The sequence below is a fragment of the Enterobacter cloacae complex sp. CARB60 genome, assembly GCF_036487345.1.
GTDB classification, from domain to species: domain Bacteria; phylum Pseudomonadota; class Gammaproteobacteria; order Enterobacterales; family Enterobacteriaceae; genus Enterobacter; species Enterobacter asburiae_D.
In genome coordinates this window covers 154,098-173,313 of sequence record NZ_JAZKLC010000002.1, presented here as the reverse complement: position 1 = coordinate 173,313, position 19,216 = coordinate 154,098, and the positions used below count along the sequence as shown (strand labels likewise).

Here is a 19,216-nt window from a genome sequence, read left to right as displayed (position 1 = left end):
TGCAATGTCCTGCCAAAGCAGTATCATGCTGCGGTTTTTATTGGGTTCCCTCACCCCAACGTATAAAAAGGTCACAATATGACGTCGTTTTCTGAATCACAGCGCGTAAAAGCGTTGTTCTGGCTTTCTCTTTTCCATTTGCTGGTGATCACCTCCAGCAACTATCTGGTACAGCTCCCGATCTCCATCTTTGGTTTTCATACCACCTGGGGCGCGTTCAGTTTCCCGTTTATTTTCCTCGCGACGGATTTGACCGTGCGTATCTTTGGCGCACCGCTGGCTCGCCGCATTATTTTTGCCGTCATGCTTCCGGCGCTGTTCATTTCGTACGTGGTTTCCTCTCTGTTTTATATGGGAAGCTGGCAGGGCTTTGAGGCGTTAACCCACTTCAACCTGTTTGTTGCCCGTATCGCCGCGGCAAGCTTTATGGCCTACGCGCTGGGCCAGATCCTCGACGTGCATGTGTTTAACCGCCTGCGTCAGAATCATCGCTGGTGGATGGCGCCCACCGCCTCCACGCTGTTCGGTAACGTGAGCGATACGCTGGCCTTCTTCTTCATCGCCTTCTGGCGCAGCCCGGATGCGTTCATGGCTGAACACTGGATGGAAATCGCGCTGGTGGACTACTGCTTCAAGGTCCTCATCAGCATCGTCTTCTTCCTGCCGATGTACGGCGTGCTGCTCAATATGCTGCTGAAAAGGCTGGCAGATAAATCTGAAATCACGGCATTGCAGGCTGGTTAAGGGTTCGCTTTATCAGTTGTGATAAGATGAGCGAATGAGCCGTTATGGCCGTTTATCGAAAGGAAGAAGTCAATGCGCAATCTGGTTAAATATGTCGGGATTGGCCTGCTGGTTGTGGGTCTTGCAGCCTGTGATAACAGCGACACGAAAACGCCTGCTCAGGGCGCATCCGCAGAGAGCAACGCGACCGGCCAGCCGGTGAATCTGATGGATGGCAAACTCAGTTTCTCTCTGCCAGCCGATATGACTGACCAGAGCGGCAAGCTGGGCACCCAGGCGAACAACATGCACGTGTACTCCGACGCAACCGGGCAGAAAGCGGTCATTGTGATTGTGGGCGACGACACCAGCGAAGATCTGGCCGTTCTGTCCAAACGTCTGGAAGATCAGCAGCGCGGCCGCGATCCGCAGCTGCAGGTCGTCACCAATAAATCCATCGAGCTGAAAGGCCACACGCTGCAACAGCTCGACAGCATCATCTCCGCAAAAGGCCAGACCGCCTACTCTTCTGTGGTGCTGGGCAAGGTTGATAACAAACTGCTGACCCTGCAGATCACCCTGCCAGCGGAAGATCAGCAGAAAGCGCAGACGGCTGCTGAAAACATCATTAATACCATCGTGATCCAGTAACGCTTCACGACGATAACGTGGCCTCCGGTGCCTGCACCGGGGGCCATTTTTTTAGCCGCCACGTCAGCAGCAGCGCAATCACCACCAGACCCGCCGCGGCAAGATAGATCACCGGAACCCCTGCCCAGGCCATCACCAGCCCCGCCAGCGGGCCGGTAATGCCCAAAGACATATCCATAAACACCGTATAGGTCGCCAGCGCCGCCCCCTGATTCTGCTGCGGCACGGCTTTTACCGCCACCACGCCCAGCGCAGGGAAGACCAGGGAAAAGCCCGCACCCGCGAGGAACACGCCCAGTTTCGCGACCCAGGGCACCATCGCTATTCCGGTCAGCAGCAGCCCGACAATCTCTATCGCGAAGCAGATCATCGCCACATTCAGCCCGCCCAGACGGTTGATGCCGTTAGGGAAAAGCAGGCGCGCGCCAACAAACGCACAGCTGAACAGGGTTAACGCAAAGGCTGCGCCGTCCCAGCCTTTGGCGTCGTAGAACAGGGTAATGAAGGTCGCTATCACGCCGAAGCCGGTGGTCGCCAGCGCCAGGGCCATGCCGTACGGCCAGACGCGCCCCAGCACCGCCCGAAACGGCAGAGGCTTGCCTTTGCTGGCCTTCACTTTCGGGCGCGGCAGCGCAAAGAGGATCGCCAGCAGCGCGACCGCCATAATGGTGATGGCCAGCCCATACAGCCCGCCCAGCGCATAGCAGGCCACGCCGAGCGGCGCACCGAGCGCCATCGCGCCGTAGGTGACAATCCCGTTCCAGGAGATCACCCGGCCAATGTGCGGCGCGCCAACCACCCCCACGCCCCACAGCGTCGAGCCGGTTCCCGCCAGACTTTGCCCAATGCCGAGAATGACGCGGCCCAGGCAGAGCAGAGCCAGGCTGACCAGCGGCCAGTGGCTGGTCGCGGCAGCCAGCAGGTAGCTCAGCCCACTGAGGAAACAGCCGCACAATCCCACCACCACGATGCTTTTTGGACCGAACGTGTCCGCGTAGCGCCCGGCATGCGGGCGGCTGAGGAGCGTGGCGAAATATTGCAGGCTAATCACCAGCCCCGCCCAGAAGGCGCTGAGGCCCATCACGTCATGGACATAGCCCGGCAGGACCGCCAGCGGCAGGCCAATGGTCAGATAGCTGGCAAAGTTGAAAATCACAACGGAAACGATGCGCAGATTGAGGCGCAGTCCGCTCAGTGCCGGTTCAGCGGCAGGTTCGGGCATGGGGTTCTACCTGGGTTTTTTACAACAGTGTTTCACTATTACCACGGCGCAATAAGAAAATCAGCCCCGACTTTCAGATTAACGGCCCCAGACGAAGCGGAGCCCGGGCACTACACTTACCGGGTCATCATATTAAGGAACACGCATGAGCGCTAACCCGTCCGACAAAGCAGGACTCCACATCTTATTAAAACTCGCCTGTCTGGTGGTTATCCTTGCGGGTATCCATGCTGCCGCCGACATTATTGTCCAGCTCCTGCTGGCGCTCTTTTTTGCCATTGTGCTTAATCCTCTGGTCACCTGGTTTTTACGCCGGGGCGTTAGCCGTCCGGTAGCCATCACCATCGTCGTCATCGTGATGCTGATTGCCCTGACGGCGCTTTTCGGCGTGCTGGCGGCATCGCTGAGCGAATTCTCCACCATGCTGCCGCAGTACAACAAAGAGCTGACGCGTAAGATTGTCGCGCTGCAGGAGATGGTGCCCTTCCTTAATCTGCATATCTCACCCGAACGGATGCTGCGCAGGATGGACTCCGAGAAGGTCATGACCTACGCCACCACCTTGATGACAGGACTTTCCGGCGCGATGGCCAGTATTCTGCTGCTGGTCATGACGGTGGTGTTTATGCTGTTCGAAGTCCGCCACGTCCCCTATAAGCTGCGCTTTGCACTGAACAATCCACAAATCCACATTGCTGGCTTACACCGGGCACTGAAGGGCGTCTCCAAATACCTGGCGCTGAAAACGCTACTGAGCGTCTGGACCGGGGTGATTGTCTGGCTGGGGCTGATGCTGATGGACGTGCAGTTCGCGCTGATGTGGGGCGTACTGGCCTTTCTGCTGAACTACGTGCCCAATATTGGCGCGGTGCTTTCCGCCGTGCCGCCGATGATTCAGGCGTTTCTGTTTAACGGCTTCTACGAATGTATGCTGGTCGGCGCGCTGTTCCTCGTCGTGCATATGGTACTGGGCAATATTCTTGAGCCGCGCATGATGGGACACCGGCTGGGCATGTCGACGCTGGTGGTGTTTTTATCCTTACTGGTTTGGGGATGGCTGCTGGGACCGGTCGGTATGCTGCTGTCGGTCCCCCTGACCAGCGTATGTAAAATCTGGATGGAAACCACCAAAGGCGGCAGCAAGCTGGCGATCCTGCTCGGGCCGGGGAGGCCGAAAAGCCGGCTACCCGGATAACCGGCCTACCCGTACGGGTAGGTTTAAACCGTCAGTCATACGCCGTAAATTACCGCGACCCTAATCCGTCGCGGTATTTTTATTTGCGTTAAGGCGATATTCGCCCTGTCTTTATTTACGCCACGCGCATTATGTTGAAACGCAACTCATGATTTAACGCAAATTATAAAAAATGAAATTCTTATTTATTTTCCATGTTATTATCCCCGCCTTCGCGTCAACGTAATGCAAACATTAATATTGATTAAAAATACATCTAGCGCAAACAATATGCCGGATGAATATTATTTGTAAAAACCACTACCTTTAATTGTTATTATTGATATGGAGTTGTTGATGAAAAAGATCGTTAAATGGTGTGCTGCTGCCGTATTCGTTGGCGCACTGGCAGGCTGCGCGCGTACCGCCCCAATCGCCCAGGTTCACTCTATTGTCAGCGCGGGTCATACTGCCGATCAGGTAAAAACGGCAATTTTGAAAGCAGGCCAAAAACGTGACTGGATCATGACGGAAGCGGGCCCGGGAGTGATTAAGGGACGTCTGCAGTCACGCGACCACTCGGTTCAGGTGAGTATTCCGTATACGGCAACAAGCTATTCAATCAACTATGAAAACAGCCTTAACCTGAAAGCGGCAGACGGTAAAATTCACAAAAATTATAACCGCTGGGTGAATAACCTCGACCACGATATTCAGCTGAACCTCTCCGCCGGTGCCGCGCTGTAATATTTTTCTAAAGTCGGGCCGCGTATGGCCCGATAACGTCTCTTTATTGCCCTAAAAGGTTACGCAGTAATGTACGAAAAGGACACTCTCAGCGCACTGGATGCCATTACCGAAGCGCAACGCATTGCCTTTGCCCCGATGTTATTCCAGACTGCGCTTTGTCTGCGTAACTCAGGCGTTCTCGCCTGGCTCGATAAACAAGGTAAACAGGGTGCCAGCCTCGAGGAAATAACCGAACACAGCACGCTCGGCGGCTATGGCGTCAGCGTACTGCTGGATATGGGATTAAGCGGTCGAATCGTTACCCAACAGAATGGACGTTATTTTCTGGCAAAAGTGGGCCATTTTTTACTGCACGATGAAATGACCCGCGTAAATATGGATTTTACTCAGGACGTTTGTTATCAGGGGCTATTTCACCTGGCGGACGCCCTGCAGGAAGAAAAGCCAGCCGGATTAGCCGTGTTTGGCAACTGGCCAACCATCTATCCGGCGTTATCCCAATTACCGGCTCCGGCGAAAGAGAGCTGGTTCGCCTTTGACCATTACTATTCTGACGCCGCTTTTGACGCTGCTTTGCCATATATATTCGCAAGCTCGCCGACAAAATTGTACGATGTGGGCGGAAATACGGGTAAATGGTCGTTACGCTGCTGCCGCTATGACGAAAATGTTGCCGTGACGATCCTCGATCTGCCGCAGCAGATAGCGCTGGCGCAGGAAAACATCGCAAAAGCAGGTTTTTCTCATCGTATTGCATTCCATGCTGTCGATATGCTTAGCCCAGCAGCATTGCCGGGTGACGCCGACGTCTGGTGGATGAGCCAGTTCCTGGATTGTTTCTCTCCGGATCAGATTGTCGCCATGCTGACGCGCGTCGCACAGGTCATGAAGCCAGGCGCACGTTTGTGCATCATGGAGCTTTTCTGGGATGCCCAGAAATTTGAAGCGGCCTCTTTCAGCCTGAATGCCACCTCGCTCTATTTCACCTGTATGGCGAATGGCAATAGCCGGTTTTACAGCGTAGAGAAGTTTTATCGCTACCTGGAGAGCGCAGGTTTCAGCGTTGAACAGCGGCTGGACAATCTTGGGGTCGGTCATACCCTGCTGATATGCACCAGACGTGAACAATAGAGCAGCTTAGCTGCCCGGGTGGCCCAGCCTGCCCTTTGAATACGGTTTTTTTCGCGGACGCGCGTAGATGAAATTTTCACTGAACATTATCGACTGGCAGGCGAGAGCGCCAGGACTCAGCGATGCCACAGAGTGGCAGGCGTGGTCGCGCCTGCAGCTGGCCGTTGACCCAGCGGCCCCGCTTCCCCGGCTGACCGCTCTACCCATGATGACCGCGCGCCGCCTCAATTCAGGCAGTAAGCTGGCGGTGGACATTGGTCTCGCCATGCTGCAAAACCACGCCATTGATGCCGTCGTCTATGCCAGCCGCCACGGCGAGCTGGAGCGCAACTACCGTATTCTGCATGCTCTGGCGACCGGGCAGTCCGTTTCCCCCACCGACTTCGCCATGTCCGTGCACAATTCCGCGGTGGGCAATCTTACGATTACCGCACGCCAGACCATCGTCTCGTCATCCATTTCTGCCGGGCTGGACACCTTCCAGCAGGCCTTATGTGAAGTGCTGAGCCTGCTGCATGCGGGCTATTCCCGCGTACTGCTGGTCGATTTTGACGGCGCGCTGCCGGAATTTTACCATCCGGCGCTACCGCCGCAGATGCCCACCTGGCCGTACGCGCTGGCGCTGGTGATTGAATCCGGCCACGGATTGCAGTGTGAAACCCGCAGCGGCAGCACGGGTGAAGAACCTGCCCTGCCGCAAAGCCTGATGTTCCTGCAACGCTATCTCAGCGAGGAACGTCAGTTTGTGGTGCCCGGCGAACGTTTGCTGTGGCAATGGACGCGCGCATGAACCGCCTGGCCGCCCGTATCAACTGGTTATGGCGTCTGGCGATGACCGGCTTCTGCTTCGCGCTGTTTGGCGTGGGCGGGCTGCTGCTGTCGCTGGTCTGGTTCAACCTGCTGCTGATCGTCCAGCGCGACCGCGCCAGCCGTCGTCGCCTGGCGCGTCGCAGCATTGCGGCCAGCTTCCGCTTCTTCCTGACGGTTGCTCGCAGCCTTGGAGTGCTGGACTATCGCATTCACAATCTTGACGCGCTGCGCAGCGATCGGGGTTGTCTGGTGGTGGCTAACCACCCCACGTTAATTGACTACGTGATTCTGGCGTCGGTGATGCCGGAAACCGACTGTCTGGTGAAGAGCGCGCTGCTGCACAACCCGTTTGTCAGCGGGGTCATCCGCGCGGCGGACTACCTGATTAACAGCGAAGCCGAGCCCCTGCTCGCGGCCAGCCAGCAGCGTCTGGCTCAGGGCGACACGCTGTTAATCTTCCCGGAAGGCACGCGTACCCGGTTTGGCGAGGCTATCTCCCTCCAGCGCGGCGCGGCAAATATCGCCGTGCGCTGTAACAGCGATCTGCGGGTGGTGCTGATCCACTGCAGCGAACACCTGCTGGATAAAAAAAGTCACTGGTATGATGTACCGCCAGAAAAACCTGTCTTCACCGTGGATGTCCGCGACCGCGTGCACATCGACGAATTTTACGATGCAAATGAACAAGAACCGGCGCTGGCGGCAAGGCAGTTAAACCGGCATCTACAGCATCGATTAACATCAGGCCTTCAATCTTTGTCAGGAATTAATGATGCAAGCGCTTTATCTTGAAATTAAGAATCTCATTATCACCACGCTGAATCTGGACGAGCTTACCGCAGAGGATATTGATACCGATGCCGCGCTGTTTGGCGATGGGCTGGGTCTCGACTCTATCGACGCGCTGGAGCTGGGTCTGGCCGTGAAAAACCAGTACGGCGTGGTGCTTTCCGCCGAAAGCGAAGAGATGCGCCAGCACTTCTTTTCCGTCGCCACGCTGGCGTCCTTTATTAACGCTCAACGCGCCTGAGATGTAATCACGATGACCGAACAAGAAACCATTTATCAGGAAGTCTGTGGTCTTCTGACCACGCTTTTTGAAATCGACCCGCAGGATATTTCGCCCGAAGCCCGTCTTTACGAAGACCTGGAGCTGGACAGCATTGATGCGGTGGACATGATTGTTCATCTGCAGAAAAAAACGGGCAAGAAAATCAAACCGGAAACCTTTAAATCGGTTCGTACCGTTCAGGATGTGGTAGACGCCGTCGAACAGCTTCTGCGCGAAGAGTAAGACACTGTGCGTGGTGGACGGACGTTCCCGGTCATCCCACTGCTGACGGGGCTGATGCTGCTGGCATGGCCCTTCCTGATTGGATTTGGGCTGACGCACAACAGCCTGCAGTGGCTGTTACCGGTGATGGCGCTGGTATTGCTGCTGCGGCTACGCCAGGCGCAGCGGAACGCTGGCCCGATGCGGTATGTGGTGCAGTGCGTGGCGCTGGCGGGTATCGCGCTCTGCGCGGCCAGCTACCTGCTGAAAGCCCACCAGTGGCTGCTGCTCTACCCGGTGGTCGTCAACCTGGTGATGCTGGCCGTGTTCGGGGGTTCGCTGTGGACCGCGATGCCGCTTGTCGAACGGCTGGCTCGCCTGCGCGAGCCAAATTTGCCCCCCGCAGGCGTGCGCTATACCCGCAGGGTGACCCTCGTCTGGTGCGGCTTTTTCATCGGTAACGGCGCGATGGCGCTGTTCACCGTCCTCCACGGCGACATGCATCTGTGGACGCTGTGGAACGGTATGGTGGCCTACATTCTGATGGGAACGCTGATGGCGACAGAGTGGCTGGTGCGCCAGCGGGTGATAAAAAAAGAGATGCACAATGACTAACCCCCTTCCGCTGGGCCAGTGGTTAAACGCGCCGCGCCCTGAAGACACGCCCGTTGCCTGGCTTGACGATCGTACCTGGACGCTGGGCCAGCTGCGCCACGACGTGACCCTGCTGGTCGACACCCTGCGTCAGCAGGAAGGCGAGCGCTGGGCGCTGTGCTTTGAAAATAGCTACCTGTTTATTGTTGCGCTGCTGGCCTCGCTGCACGCCGGTAAAACGCCGGTCATTCCCGGCCATAGCCGCGTCTCGCAGCTTGAAGAACAGCAGGCGTTGTTTAGCGGCGTTCTGAGCGATCGAACACTCGATTTCCATGGGAAGCTGATCGTGGTGGCCTCCAGCCATCAGACGGCTAGCCGCTGGGCACCCCTGCCGGAGATTGACGAAAGCCGCTTCGTTGAGCTGTTCACCTCCGGCTCCACGGGTACCCCGCGCCGGGTGATTAAGCCCATCGTCAGTCTGGATCGCGAAGCCCGTCTGCTGGCAGACCGCTTCGGCGATCGTCTGGCCGGCTGTAGCGTTGTCGCCTCGGTCGTACCGCAACACCTGTACGGTCTGACATTCCGCATCGTATTGCCGATGGCGCTGGGCCTGCCGCTGCACGCCGCGATGCTCTACTACGCAGAGCAGCTGGCCGCCCTTCCTCATGACAGGCATTACCTGTTCATCAGCAGCCCGGCGTTTCTGAAGCGCCTGGATACCGAGCTGGCCGCGCCGCCCGTCAGGATGCTGATTTCAGCAGGCGGAATGCTGCCCTGGTGTGACGTCTCCACCACCGCGGGCTGGCTTAACATCTGGCCGGACGAAATTTATGGCAGTACCGAAACCGGGATCCTCGCCTGGCGCCATCGCCAGCAGGATAACGTGCCGTGGCTGGCGTTCCCCGGCGTTATCTTCCATCAGGAAGAGGAAGCCTGTCGCGTCACGTCGCCACTGATCCATGAGGAAGAAGGGCTCCAGCTGGACGATATCCTCCACTTCGACAGCGAGGGGCTGTTCAGCATCGCCGGTCGTCGCGGGCGGGTGGTCAAAATTGAAGAAAAGCGCATCTCGCTTAATGAGATCGAACGTCGCCTGCTGGAGCTCGACGGCATTTGCGAAGCGGCTGTACTGCCGGTCACGCGCGGAGGCCGTCAGGGGATTGGCGCGCTGCTGGTCCTGGACGAAGCGGTTCGTCAGCGCGGGTATATGCAGGATAAAAAAGCGCAGGAGTTCGCCTGGCGTCGCGCCCTGCTGCCGTGGCTTGAGCCGGTCGCCGTTCCACGCTACTGGCGTATCGTCGATGAAATGCCGGTAAACAGTATGAACAAGCGTGTCTATGCGCAGTTAGAGGAGTTATTTCATGAAAATTCATGAAATTGAGCGCCACCAGACACAGCCGGAGAAGCTGGAAATCATTTTGCATCTCGACGCGGCGCTGTTCTGGTTTCAGGGCCATTTTGCCGTACAGCCGCTGCTGCCCGGCGTTGCGCAGCTTGACTGGGTGATGCACTACGCCACGACCTTACTGGCACCGGGCTACCGCTTTCACAGCATTCAAAACGTGAAGTTTCAGGCGCCTCTGCTGCCGGAAACCACGGTGACGCTGGTGCTTGAGTGGCATGCCGAACGTCAGATGCTGACCTTCAGCTACCAGCGTCACGCCGGGGCGGAACGCCATACCGCCAGCAGCGGAAAAATTCGTCTATGTCAGTGATCTTTCGCCCCTGCGTGCTGATCCCGTGCTACAACCACGGCGCCATGATCGCCAGCGTGCTGTCGCGTCTCGCCCCGTTCGGCCTGCCGTGCCTGGTGGTGGATGACGGCAGCGAAGCGATCACCCGTCAGGAGCTCGAACGCCTGGCGGAGGAGCAGCCGCAGATGACGCTGATCCGTCTGGCGCAAAACGCCGGGAAAGGTGCCGCGGTCATCAGGGGGCTGGAGGCGTGCGCGCGCGCGGGCTATACCCACGCCGTGCAGGTCGACGCGGACGGTCAACACGCCATCGAAGATATCCCCAAACTGCTGGCGCTGGCGGAGCGCCACCCGGACGCGCTGATTTCCGGCCAGCCCATTTACGATGATTCCATTCCACGCTCGCGACTCTACGGTCGCTGGGTAACCCACGTCTGGGTGTGGATTGAGACCTTATCCCTGCAGCTTAAAGACAGCATGTGCGGCTTTCGGGTCTACCCGGTCGCGCCCACGCTGCGGCTGGCAGCGCGTGAACCGCTCGGTAAACGCATGGATTTTGACACCGAAGTGATGGTGCGTCTCTACTGGCAGGGCAACACCAGCGTCTTTCTGCCCACCCGCGTCACCTATCCGCAGGACGGGCTGTCCCACTTCGACGCGTTAAAAGATAACGTGCGGATCTCCCTGATGCATACCCGGCTGTTCTTCGGCATGCTGCCCCGCATTCCCGGCCTGCTTTTCCGTCGACGCCGCCGGCACTGGGCGCAGCAGGAGGAGGTCAAGGGGCTGTGGGGAATGCGCCTGATGCTGCGCGTCTGGGAACTGCTGGGGCGGCGGGCCTTTACCGTGCTGCTGTGGCCGACGATCGGCGTGTACTGGCTTATCGCGCGTCCGGCGCGGCAGGCCTCGCGGCAGTGGATTGAGAGAGTGAAGCAAGAGCTGCGTCAGCGGAACATGCCTGTTCCCGCACGGCTCAACAGCTTTTTCCATTTTATGCGCTTCGGCAACGCGATGCTGGATAAAGTCGCCAGCTGGCGCGGTGAGCTGAAGTTTGATCGCGACGTGGTCTTTGCCCCCGGCGCGGGCGAAGCGTTAGATATCGCGGCGCCGCAGGGCAAGCTCCTGCTCGCCTCGCACCTTGGCGACGTAGAAGCCTGCCGGGCGCTGGCTCAGCTGGAAGACAGCAAGATCATCAACGCCCTGGTCTTCAGCGAAAACGCCCAGCGCTTTAAGCAAATTATGAGCGAAATGGCGCCCCAGGCCAGCGTGAACTTGATGTCGGTTACCGACATCGGCCCGGACACCGCGATTGCCATCAAAGAGAAGCTTGAGCGCGGAGAGTGGGTTGCCATTGTGGGGGATCGCATCGCGGTGAACCCGCAGCGTGGCGGCGAGTGGCGCGTGATCTGGAGTCCGTTCATGGGCCAGCCTGCGCCGTTCCCACAGGGGCCGTTTATCCTGGCCTCCATCCTGCGCTGCCCGGTGCTGCTGATTTTTGCCCTGCACCAGCAGGGGAAGCTCACCCTGCACTGCGAGCCGTTTGCCGACCCGCTGCTGCTGCCACGCGGTGAACGCCAGCAGGCGCTGCAGGATACCGTCGATCGCTACGCGCAGCGGCTGGAGCATTACGCCCTCACGTCGCCGCTCGACTGGTTTAATTTTTTCGATTTCTGGCATCTGCCAGAGTCCAGAGAGAAGGAGTAGAGGGTGCTGACCGATCCCCGCTTTACGACTGAAGTCGAGATCACCGTTCCGTTCCACGACGTCGATATGATGGGCGTGGTCTGGCACGGTAACTATTTCCGCTACTTTGAGATCGCCCGCGAGGCGCTGCTCAATCAGTTTGACTATGGCTACCGCCAGATGAAGGCCTCCGGCTACGTCTGGCCCGTCGTCGATACCCGGGTGAAATACCGCGATGCGGTGACCTTTGAGCAGCGCATTCGCGTCCGCGCGCACGTTGAAGAGTATGAAAACCGCCTGCGCATTGCCTATCAAATTTTCGATGCGCAGACCGGCAAACGCACCACGACCGGTTACACCATCCAGGTAGCGGTAGAAGAAGCTACCCGCGAAATGTGCTTTGTGAGCCCGGCAATACTGTTTGAACGAATGGGAGTGACGCCATGAAATGGTTGCCTTTGCTGGCGCTGATCGTCAGCCCGCTGGTCAGCGCCGTGACGCTGGATGAACTGCAGCAGCGCTTCACCGAGCAGCCCGTCGTGCGCGCGCACTTCGAACAGGTTCGCACGATAAAAGATATGCCGCAGCCGCTGCGCTCGCAGGGCGAGATGCTGATCGCCCGCGACAGCGGCCTGCTGTGGGATCAAAAAGCGCCGTTCCCGATGACGCTCCTGCTCGATGACAAGCGGATGGTTCAGGCAATTAACGGCCAGCCGCCGCAAACCATCACTGCCGACAATAATCCGCAGATGTTCCAGTTCAACCATCTTCTGCGGGCCCTGTTCCAGGCCGACCGCAAGGTGCTTGAAGAGAACTTCCGCATCGATTTTAAAGACCTGGGCGCGGGGCGCTGGTCGCTGGTGCTTACGCCAAAAACGACGCCGCTGGACAAGATTTTCGCCACCCTCGATCTGGGCGGGGCGACCTATCTGGAGACGATTCGTCTGAACGACAAACAGGGCGACCGTACCGATATCGCCCTTTCACGCCACCAACTGACGCCCGCCAGCCTGACCGATGACGAACGCCAACGCTTTGCCGCACCGTAAATCCCTGCGCCCGGCGCTGCTGTGGGCCACGCTATGCCTGATTCTGCTGGGCGTGCTGCTGTCGCTGCTGCCCGGCGCGCGTCTGAACAGCAGCGTGCTGGCCATGCTGCCGAAACAGACGCTGGGGGCGATCCCGCCGGCGCTCAACGACGGATTTATGCAGCGTCTCGACCGCCAGCTGGTCTGGCTGGTCAGCCCCGGCAAAGAGCCGGATCCGCGCGTGGCGCAGCAGTGGCTGACGCTGCTGCAAAGCAGCGACGCGCTCAGCGAGGTCAAAGGCCCAATGGACGCCGCCGGGCAAAAGGCCTGGGGAGAGTTCTTCTGGCAGCACCGCAATGGCCTGATCGATCCCGCCACCCGCGCCCGCCTGCAAAACGGCGGAGAAGCACAGGCGCAGTGGATTTTATCTCAGCTCTATTCGGCCTTTTCCGGCGTCAGCGGCAAAGAGCTGCAAAACGATCCCCTGATGCTGATGCGCGGCTCCCAGCTCGCGCTGGCGCAAAACGGCCAGAAGCTGCGGCTGATGGACGGCTGGCTGGTCACAAAAGATGAGGCGGGAAACTACTGGTATCTGCTTCACGGCGAACTGGCGGGCTCGTCATTTGATATGCAGCAGACCCACCGGCTGGTGACGACGCTTAACGCGCTGCAGGAGACGCTAAAAGCCCGTTACCCGCAGGCGCAGCTGCTCTCGCGCGGGACCGTGTTCTACAGCGATTACGCCAGCCAGCAGGCCAAACGCGACGTCTCGACGCTGGGCATCGCCACCCTGCTTGGCGTGTTCCTGCTCATCGTGGCGGTGTTCCGCTCTCTGCGCCCGCTGCTGCTGAGCGTGCTCTCGATTGCCATCGGCGCGCTGGCGGGCACGGTGGTAACGCTGCTGCTCTTTGGCGAACTGCACCTGATGACGCTGGTGATGAGCATGAGCATCATCGGTATTTCAGCCGACTATACGCTCTACTACCTGACCGAACGGATGGTGCACGGCGCGGAGCACTCCCCCTGGCAAAGCCTGGCGAAAGTGCGCAATGCGCTGCTGCTGGCGCTGCTGACGACCGTTGCCGCCTACCTGATTATGATGCTGGCCCCCTTCCCCGGGATCCGCCAGATGGCGGTGTTCGCCGCCGTGGGGCTGAGCGCCTCCTGCCTGACGGTGATTTTCTGGCATCCGTGGCTGTGCCGAGGTTTACCGGTTCGCCCGGTCCCGCTGATGGTCCTGATGCTGCGCTGGCTGGCCGCCTGGCGACGCAATAAAAAATTGTCCGTTGGTTTGCCCGTCGCGCTGGCGCTGCTCTCCGCCGTGGGGATGAGCACCCTGAGGGTGGACGACGACATCGCCCAGCTTCAGGCCCTGCCGAAGGATATTCTGGCGCAGGAGAAGACCATTACCGCCCTGACCGGACAGAGCGTCGATCAGAAATGGTTTGTGGTCCATGGCGCCTCGCCTCAGCAAACGCTGGAGCGGCTGGAAGCCTTTACCCCGGCGCTGGCGGAGGCGCAAAAAGCGGGAGAGATTGCCCGCTGGCGTACCCTGCCGCTGAACTCGCTGGCCCGGCAGAAAAGCGACCTTACGCTGCTGCGCGACGCTGCCCCTGCGGTAACCAACGTGCTGAAAAGCGCCGGGCTTAATACCGTAGCCCCGAATCTCGACGCCATGCCGATCAGCGTGGACGCGTGGCTTAAAAGCCCGGCCAGCGAAGGCTGGCGTCTGCTCTGGCTGACCCTGCCCGACGGGGAAAGCGGCGTGCTGGTGCCGGTGGACGGCGCGAAAAACAGCGCGCTCCTCGGTGAACTGGCCGCGGGCCATGACGGCGTCGTCTGGGTCGATCGCAAAGCCAGCTTTGACAGCCTGTTTGCCCTCTATCGCACGCTGCTGACGGGGCTACTGTTTGCCGCGCTGGCGGTGATTGCCTGCGGGGCAATGCTGCGCCTCGGCTGGCGTAAAGGGCTGATAAGCCTGGTGCCATCCGTGCTGTCGCTGAGCTGCGGGCTGGCGGTCCTGGCCGCAACGGGCCACCCGGTGAACCTGTTTTCACTGCTGGCGCTGGTACTGGTGCTCGGCATTGGCATTAACTACACGCTGTTTTTCAGCAACCCGCGCGGTACGCCGCTGACCTCAATGCTGGCGATTACGCTGGCCATGATGACCACGCTGCTCACGCTGGGCATGCTCGTCTTCAGCGCCACCCAGGCCATCAGCAGCTTTGGTATCGTGCTGGTGAGCGGTATTTTTACCGCCTTCCTGCTGGCTCCGCTGGCGATGCCGGATAAGAAAGAGAGAAAACGTAAATGAACGCTTTTTACCGCGCCGTCGCGCTGGCCGCGGCGCTGCTGCTGGCAGGCTGCAGCCATTCGACCGATACCAAAGAGACGCGTCCCCAGGCCTGGCTCCAGCCGGGAACGAAAGTTACTCTTCCGCCACCCGGCATTAGCCCGGCGGTCAGCTCCCAACAGCTGCTGACCGGCAGCTTTAACGGACAAACGCAGTCTCTGCTGGTGATGCTCAACGCGGATGCGCATAAGGTGACGCTGGCCGGGCTCTCTTCCGTGGGCATTCGTCTGTTCCTTGCGACGTACGATGAGACCGGTATTCATACCGAGCAGTCGATCGTCGTGCCGCAGCTGCCGCCCGCCAGCCAGGTGCTGGCCGACGTAATGCTCAGCCACTGGCCGATTAGCGCCTGGCAGCCGCAGTTGCCGAAGGGCTGGACGTTAACGGACAATGGCGATCGACGCGAGCTGCGCAACGCCAGCGGCAAGCTGGTGACGGAGATTGTCTACCTGCAGCGCAAAGGCAAGCGCGAGCCGATCAGCATCGAGCAGCACGTGTTCAAATACCACATCACCATTCAATATCTGGGTGACTGAGATGATTTATATTTCCGCTGTTGGCATGGTCAACGCGCTGGGCAACTCGCCTGACGAGATAGCCGCGAACCTGACGGCAGGCGTGGCGCCGGGGATGCACGCCCGAACCGGCTGGCTGCAGGGCTCACCCGAAGCCGTACTGGCTGGCGTGGAAGGCGAGCTGCCGCCCATCCCGGACACCTTCTCCGCACACCGCACCCGCAACAACCAGCTGCTGCTGGCCGCGCTGGCACAGATTCAGTCGACCGTCGACGAGGCCATCGCCCGCGTCGGTCGCGACCGCGTGGCCGTAGTGCTGGGAACCAGCACCTCCGGGCTGGATGAAGGCGATGAGCACGTTAGGCGCATGACCGACGGCGAGACCAGCACGCGCTGGCAGTATCCGCAGCAGGAGCTTGGCGATCCGTCCCGCTTCCTTGCCAACTGGCTTCAGCTCGAAGGCCCGGCCTATACGATCTCGACGGCCTGCTCTTCCAGCGCGCGGGCGATGATCGGCGGCAAACGCCTGATCGAAGCCGGGCTGGTGGATATCGCCATTGTCGGCGGGGCCGATACCCTGAGCCGAATGCCCGTCAACGGCTTTAATAGCCTTGAATCCTTCTCCCCTACGCTCTGCGAGCCGTTTGGTCGCGACCGCAGGGGGATCACCATCGGTGAAGCCGCCGCGCTGATGGTGCTGAGCCGTGAGCCCGCCGAGGTGGCGCTGCTCGGGACGGGCGAATCCAGCGATGCTTACCATATTTCCGCCCCGCATCCGCAGGGCGAAGGGGCGATAAGGGCTATCGCTCAGGCGCTTAACGAAGCGGGTATGCAGCCGGAGGATATCGGCTACATCAACCTGCACGGCACGGCCACGCCGCTCAACGATCAGATTGAATCGCAGGTCGTTCACGATCTCTTCGGGGAAAACGTGCCGTGCAGCTCCACCAAACACCTTACCGGCCATACGCTGGGCGCTGCCGGTATTACCGAAGCGGCCCTGAGCTGGCTGATTCTGACGCGCGATCTGCCCTTGCCGCCGCAGGACTTCGCCCGCTACGCACCGGACGACACGCTGGCGCCGTGCGGCCTGCTGCACCAGCGCGCCGCCCTGAAAAAGCCGGTCATTTTGTCTAATTCGTTCGCGTTTGGCGGCAATAACGCCAGCATTCTGCTGGGGAGAGCGTCATGAGCTACCTATCACCCGTCGACTATTTGCCGCACGATGCGCCAATGATGCTGCTGGGGTCCGTTGAGTGCGTCACGGACGACACGGCGGTTTGCCGCGTTGCGGTCAACAGGCAAAGCGTCCTGGCACCGTTTCTGAATGCCGATGGCGACCTGCCGGGCTGGTACGCGCTCGAGCTGATGGCGCAGACCGTCGGCGTCTGGTCGGGCTGGCATCGCCAGCAGCAGGGGCAGGATCATATTTCGCTGGGCATGGTGCTCGGCGCGCGCGAGCTGATCTGCGCCAGCGGGCGTTTTACGCAGGGCCTGACGCTGGAAATCACCGTAAAACTGCTGATGCAGGACGAACGCTTCGGCAGCTTTGAATGCACGATTTCCGCTGATGAAGAGACGCTGGCCACGGGCCGGGTCAACACCTTCCAGCCGAGCGCAGAAGAATTAATATCGCTTTTTAATCAGGGATCTAACGCATGAGTCGTTCCGTACTGGTCACAGGGGCCAGCAAAGGCATAGGGCGCGCCATCGCCCGCCAGCTTGCCGCCGACGGGTTTACCGTAGGCGTGCATTACCATCGTGATGCCGCAGGCGCGCAGGAGACGCTGGACGCCATCACGCAGGCGGGTGGCAACGGTCGTTTACTCGCCTTTGATGTGGGCAACCGCGAACAGTGTCGCGAGGTGCTGGAGCAGGAGATTGAAGCCCATGGCGCGTGGTATGGCGTGGTCAGTAACGCCGGGATCGCCCGCGACGGCGCCTTTCCGGCACTGAGTGAAGACGACTGGGACAGCGTTATCCACACCAATCTCGACAGTTTTTATAACGTCATTCACCCCTGCATTATGCCGATGATTGGCACCCGTAAAGGGGGGCGCATTATCACCTTATCGTCCGTGTCCGGCGTGATGGGCAACCGCGGTCAGGTGAACTACAGCGCGGCGAAAGCGGGCATTATCGGCGCCACCAAAGCGCTGGCGATCGAGCTGGCAAAACGCAAAATCACCGTGAACTGCATTGCCCCGGGGCTGATTGATACCGGCATGATTGAGATGGAAGAGGCCGCGCTGAAAGAGGCGATGTCCATCATCCCAATGAAACGTATGGGCCAGGCTGAGGAGGTCGCCGGGCTGGCAAGCTATCTGATGTCAGATATTGCGGGCTACGTCACCCGCCAGGTCATTTCCATTAACGGAGGAATGCTATGACGCGTCGCGTGGTGATTACGGGCATGGGCGGCGTGACCGCCTTTGGCGAAAACTGGCAATCCGTTTCCAGCAGGCTGCTGGCGTATGAAAACGCGGTGCGTAAAATGCCGGAATGGCAGGTGTATGATGGTCTGCATACCCTGCTGGGCGCGCCGATCGACGATTTCACGCTGCCGGAACACTATACCCGCAAGCGTATTCGCGCCATGGGACGCGTGTCGTTGATGTCGACTCGCGCCACCGAGCTGGCGCTGGAGCAGGCGGGATTGATTGGCGAAGCGGTGCTCACCAACGGGCAAACGGGTATCGCCTATGGCTCATCCACGGGCAGTACCGGACCGGTCAGCGAATTCGCCACCATGCTCACCGAAAAGCACACCAATAACATCACCGGGACAACCTACGTCCAGATGATGCCGCACACGACCGCGGTGAATACCGGCCTGTTCTTTGGGTTACGCGGCCGCGTCATCCCGACGTCGAGCGCCTGTACCTCCGGCAGTCAGGCGATTGGCTACGCCTGGGAGGCGATCCGCCACGGCTATCAGACCGTCATGGTTGCCGGGGGCGCTGAGGAGCTATGTCCGTCTGAAGCGGCGGTATTTGATACGCTGTTCGCCACCAGCCAGCGCAATGACGCGCCTAAACACACCCCATCGCCATTTGATACGCAGCGAGATGGTCTGGTGATTGGGGAAGGTGCGGGTACCCTGATACTCGAAGAGCTGGAGCATGCCAAAGCGCGCGGGGTGACGATTTACGGTGAAATCGTGGGCTTTGCCACTAACTGTGACGCGGCCCATATCACCCAGCCTCAGCGTGAAACCATGCAGATTTGCATGGAGCAGTCGCTGGCCATGGCGGGATTAAGCGCCCTGGATATGGGGTATATCTCCGCGCACGGTACCGCCACCGATCGCGGTGATATCGCCGAAAGCCTGGCCACCGCGGCTATCTTTGGTGACAACGTGCCGGTTTCCTCGCTGAAGAGCTATTTTGGCCATACGCTAGGGGCCTGCGGCGCGCTGGAAGCGTGGATGAGTTTGCAGATGATGCGTGAAGGCTGGTTTGCCCCGACGCTCAATTTAACGCAGCCGGATGAGCAATGCGGTGCTTTAGATTATATTATGGGAGAAGCCCGTCAGATTGACTGCGAGTATCTGCAGAGCAATAACTTCGCGTTTGGCGGCATCAACACCTCGATTATCATTAAACGCTGGGCGTAA

22 protein-coding genes are annotated in these 19,216 nt (G+C 59.5%); 21 read left to right on the top strand and 1 reads right to left on the bottom strand.

Going from position 1 to position 19,216, the window contains the following annotated elements; genetic code table 11:
* The first annotated feature begins 78 nt into the window (after positions 1–78).
* Both V4835_RS01775 and V4835_RS01770 read left to right on the top strand, forming a co-directional pair.
* Positions 79–744, top strand: a complete 666-nt coding sequence (locus V4835_RS01775; protein ID WP_223561775.1) for a 7-cyano-7-deazaguanine/7-aminomethyl-7-deazaguanine transporter — start codon at positions 79–81, stop codon at positions 742–744.
* 72 nt (positions 745–816) lie between these two features.
* Positions 817–1,374 (top strand): DcrB family lipoprotein, encoded by a 558-nt coding sequence (locus V4835_RS01770; protein WP_023309515.1) that lies wholly within the window; start codon positions 817–819, stop codon positions 1,372–1,374.
* Positions 1,375–1,378: 4 nt separating this feature from the next.
* Here V4835_RS01770 and V4835_RS01765 read toward each other — a convergent pair whose 3' ends face one another.
* Positions 1,379–2,596 (bottom strand): MFS transporter, encoded by a 1,218-nt coding sequence (locus V4835_RS01765; RefSeq protein ID WP_331411083.1) that lies wholly within the window; start codon positions 2,594–2,596, stop codon positions 1,379–1,381.
* Between the two features lie 145 nt (positions 2,597–2,741).
* On the opposite strand from V4835_RS01765, the gene V4835_RS01760 reads away from it, so the two are divergent.
* From V4835_RS01760 to V4835_RS01670, 19 genes are all read left to right on the top strand, one after another.
* On the top strand, positions 2,742–3,791 hold the full coding sequence (locus tag V4835_RS01760) for an AI-2E family transporter (protein WP_331411081.1): 1,050 nt from the start codon (positions 2,742–2,744) through the stop codon (positions 3,789–3,791).
* 336 nt (positions 3,792–4,127) lie between these two features.
* A complete protein-coding gene (locus V4835_RS01755) occupies positions 4,128–4,517 on the top strand; it encodes a hypothetical protein (RefSeq protein WP_121426138.1) in 390 nt (129 codons plus the stop codon).
* A gap of 69 nt (positions 4,518–4,586) precedes the next feature.
* On the top strand, positions 4,587–5,651 hold the full coding sequence (locus V4835_RS01750; protein ID WP_063144261.1) for a class I SAM-dependent methyltransferase: 1,065 nt from the start codon (positions 4,587–4,589) through the stop codon (positions 5,649–5,651).
* A gap of 67 nt (positions 5,652–5,718) precedes the next feature.
* Positions 5,719–6,441: a beta-ketoacyl synthase chain length factor gene (locus tag V4835_RS01745; RefSeq protein ID WP_331411080.1), complete on the top strand. Its 723-nt coding sequence runs from the start codon at positions 5,719–5,721 to the stop codon at positions 6,439–6,441.
* On the top strand, positions 6,438–7,253 hold the full coding sequence (locus tag V4835_RS01740; RefSeq protein WP_331411079.1) for a lysophospholipid acyltransferase family protein: 816 nt from the start codon (positions 6,438–6,440) through the stop codon (positions 7,251–7,253). Before V4835_RS01745 ends, V4835_RS01740 begins: the two co-directional genes overlap by 4 nt.
* On the top strand, positions 7,234–7,491 hold the full coding sequence (locus V4835_RS01735; RefSeq protein WP_008503081.1) for a phosphopantetheine-binding protein: 258 nt from the start codon (positions 7,234–7,236) through the stop codon (positions 7,489–7,491). The genes V4835_RS01740 and V4835_RS01735 overlap by 20 nt, the downstream gene beginning before the upstream one ends.
* A gap of 12 nt (positions 7,492–7,503) precedes the next feature.
* Positions 7,504–7,755: an acyl carrier protein gene (locus V4835_RS01730; RefSeq protein ID WP_063144263.1), complete on the top strand. Its 252-nt coding sequence runs from the start codon at positions 7,504–7,506 to the stop codon at positions 7,753–7,755.
* Between the two features lie 6 nt (positions 7,756–7,761).
* Positions 7,762–8,349: a hypothetical protein gene (locus V4835_RS01725; protein WP_331411078.1), complete on the top strand. Its 588-nt coding sequence runs from the start codon at positions 7,762–7,764 to the stop codon at positions 8,347–8,349.
* On the top strand, positions 8,342–9,703 hold the full coding sequence (locus V4835_RS01720) for an AMP-binding protein (RefSeq protein ID WP_331411077.1): 1,362 nt from the start codon (positions 8,342–8,344) through the stop codon (positions 9,701–9,703). Before V4835_RS01725 ends, V4835_RS01720 begins: the two co-directional genes overlap by 8 nt.
* On the top strand, positions 9,690–10,043 hold the full coding sequence (locus V4835_RS01715) for an ApeI family dehydratase (RefSeq protein WP_033146841.1): 354 nt from the start codon (positions 9,690–9,692) through the stop codon (positions 10,041–10,043). Before V4835_RS01720 ends, V4835_RS01715 begins: the two co-directional genes overlap by 14 nt.
* A complete protein-coding gene (locus tag V4835_RS01710) occupies positions 10,034–11,725 on the top strand; it encodes a glycosyltransferase family 2 protein (RefSeq protein ID WP_331411076.1) in 1,692 nt (563 codons plus the stop codon). Before V4835_RS01715 ends, V4835_RS01710 begins: the two co-directional genes overlap by 10 nt.
* Before the next feature lie 3 nt (positions 11,726–11,728).
* On the top strand, positions 11,729–12,151 hold the full coding sequence (locus tag V4835_RS01705; protein WP_023309526.1) for an acyl-CoA thioesterase: 423 nt from the start codon (positions 11,729–11,731) through the stop codon (positions 12,149–12,151).
* Positions 12,148–12,753, top strand: a complete 606-nt coding sequence (locus tag V4835_RS01700; RefSeq protein ID WP_008503088.1) for a LolA family protein — start codon at positions 12,148–12,150, stop codon at positions 12,751–12,753. Before V4835_RS01705 ends, V4835_RS01700 begins: the two co-directional genes overlap by 4 nt.
* Positions 12,722–15,046: an MMPL family transporter gene (locus tag V4835_RS01695; RefSeq protein ID WP_331411075.1), complete on the top strand. Its 2,325-nt coding sequence runs from the start codon at positions 12,722–12,724 to the stop codon at positions 15,044–15,046. Before V4835_RS01700 ends, V4835_RS01695 begins: the two co-directional genes overlap by 32 nt.
* Positions 15,043–15,621 (top strand): DUF3261 domain-containing protein, encoded by a 579-nt coding sequence (locus V4835_RS01690; RefSeq protein WP_023309529.1) that lies wholly within the window; start codon positions 15,043–15,045, stop codon positions 15,619–15,621. Before V4835_RS01695 ends, V4835_RS01690 begins: the two co-directional genes overlap by 4 nt.
* A gap of 1 nt (position 15,622) precedes the next feature.
* Positions 15,623–16,792 (top strand): beta-ketoacyl-[acyl-carrier-protein] synthase family protein, encoded by a 1,170-nt coding sequence (locus tag V4835_RS01685; RefSeq protein WP_331411074.1) that lies wholly within the window; start codon positions 15,623–15,625, stop codon positions 16,790–16,792.
* Positions 16,789–17,262 (top strand): ApeP family dehydratase, encoded by a 474-nt coding sequence (locus V4835_RS01680; RefSeq protein WP_331411073.1) that lies wholly within the window; start codon positions 16,789–16,791, stop codon positions 17,260–17,262. The genes V4835_RS01685 and V4835_RS01680 overlap by 4 nt, the downstream gene beginning before the upstream one ends.
* On the top strand, positions 17,259–17,990 hold the full coding sequence (locus V4835_RS01675; RefSeq protein WP_063144273.1) for a 3-ketoacyl-ACP reductase FabG2: 732 nt from the start codon (positions 17,259–17,261) through the stop codon (positions 17,988–17,990). Before V4835_RS01680 ends, V4835_RS01675 begins: the two co-directional genes overlap by 4 nt.
* Positions 17,987–19,216 (top strand): beta-ketoacyl-ACP synthase, encoded by a 1,230-nt coding sequence (locus V4835_RS01670; protein WP_331411072.1) that lies wholly within the window; start codon positions 17,987–17,989, stop codon positions 19,214–19,216. Before V4835_RS01675 ends, V4835_RS01670 begins: the two co-directional genes overlap by 4 nt.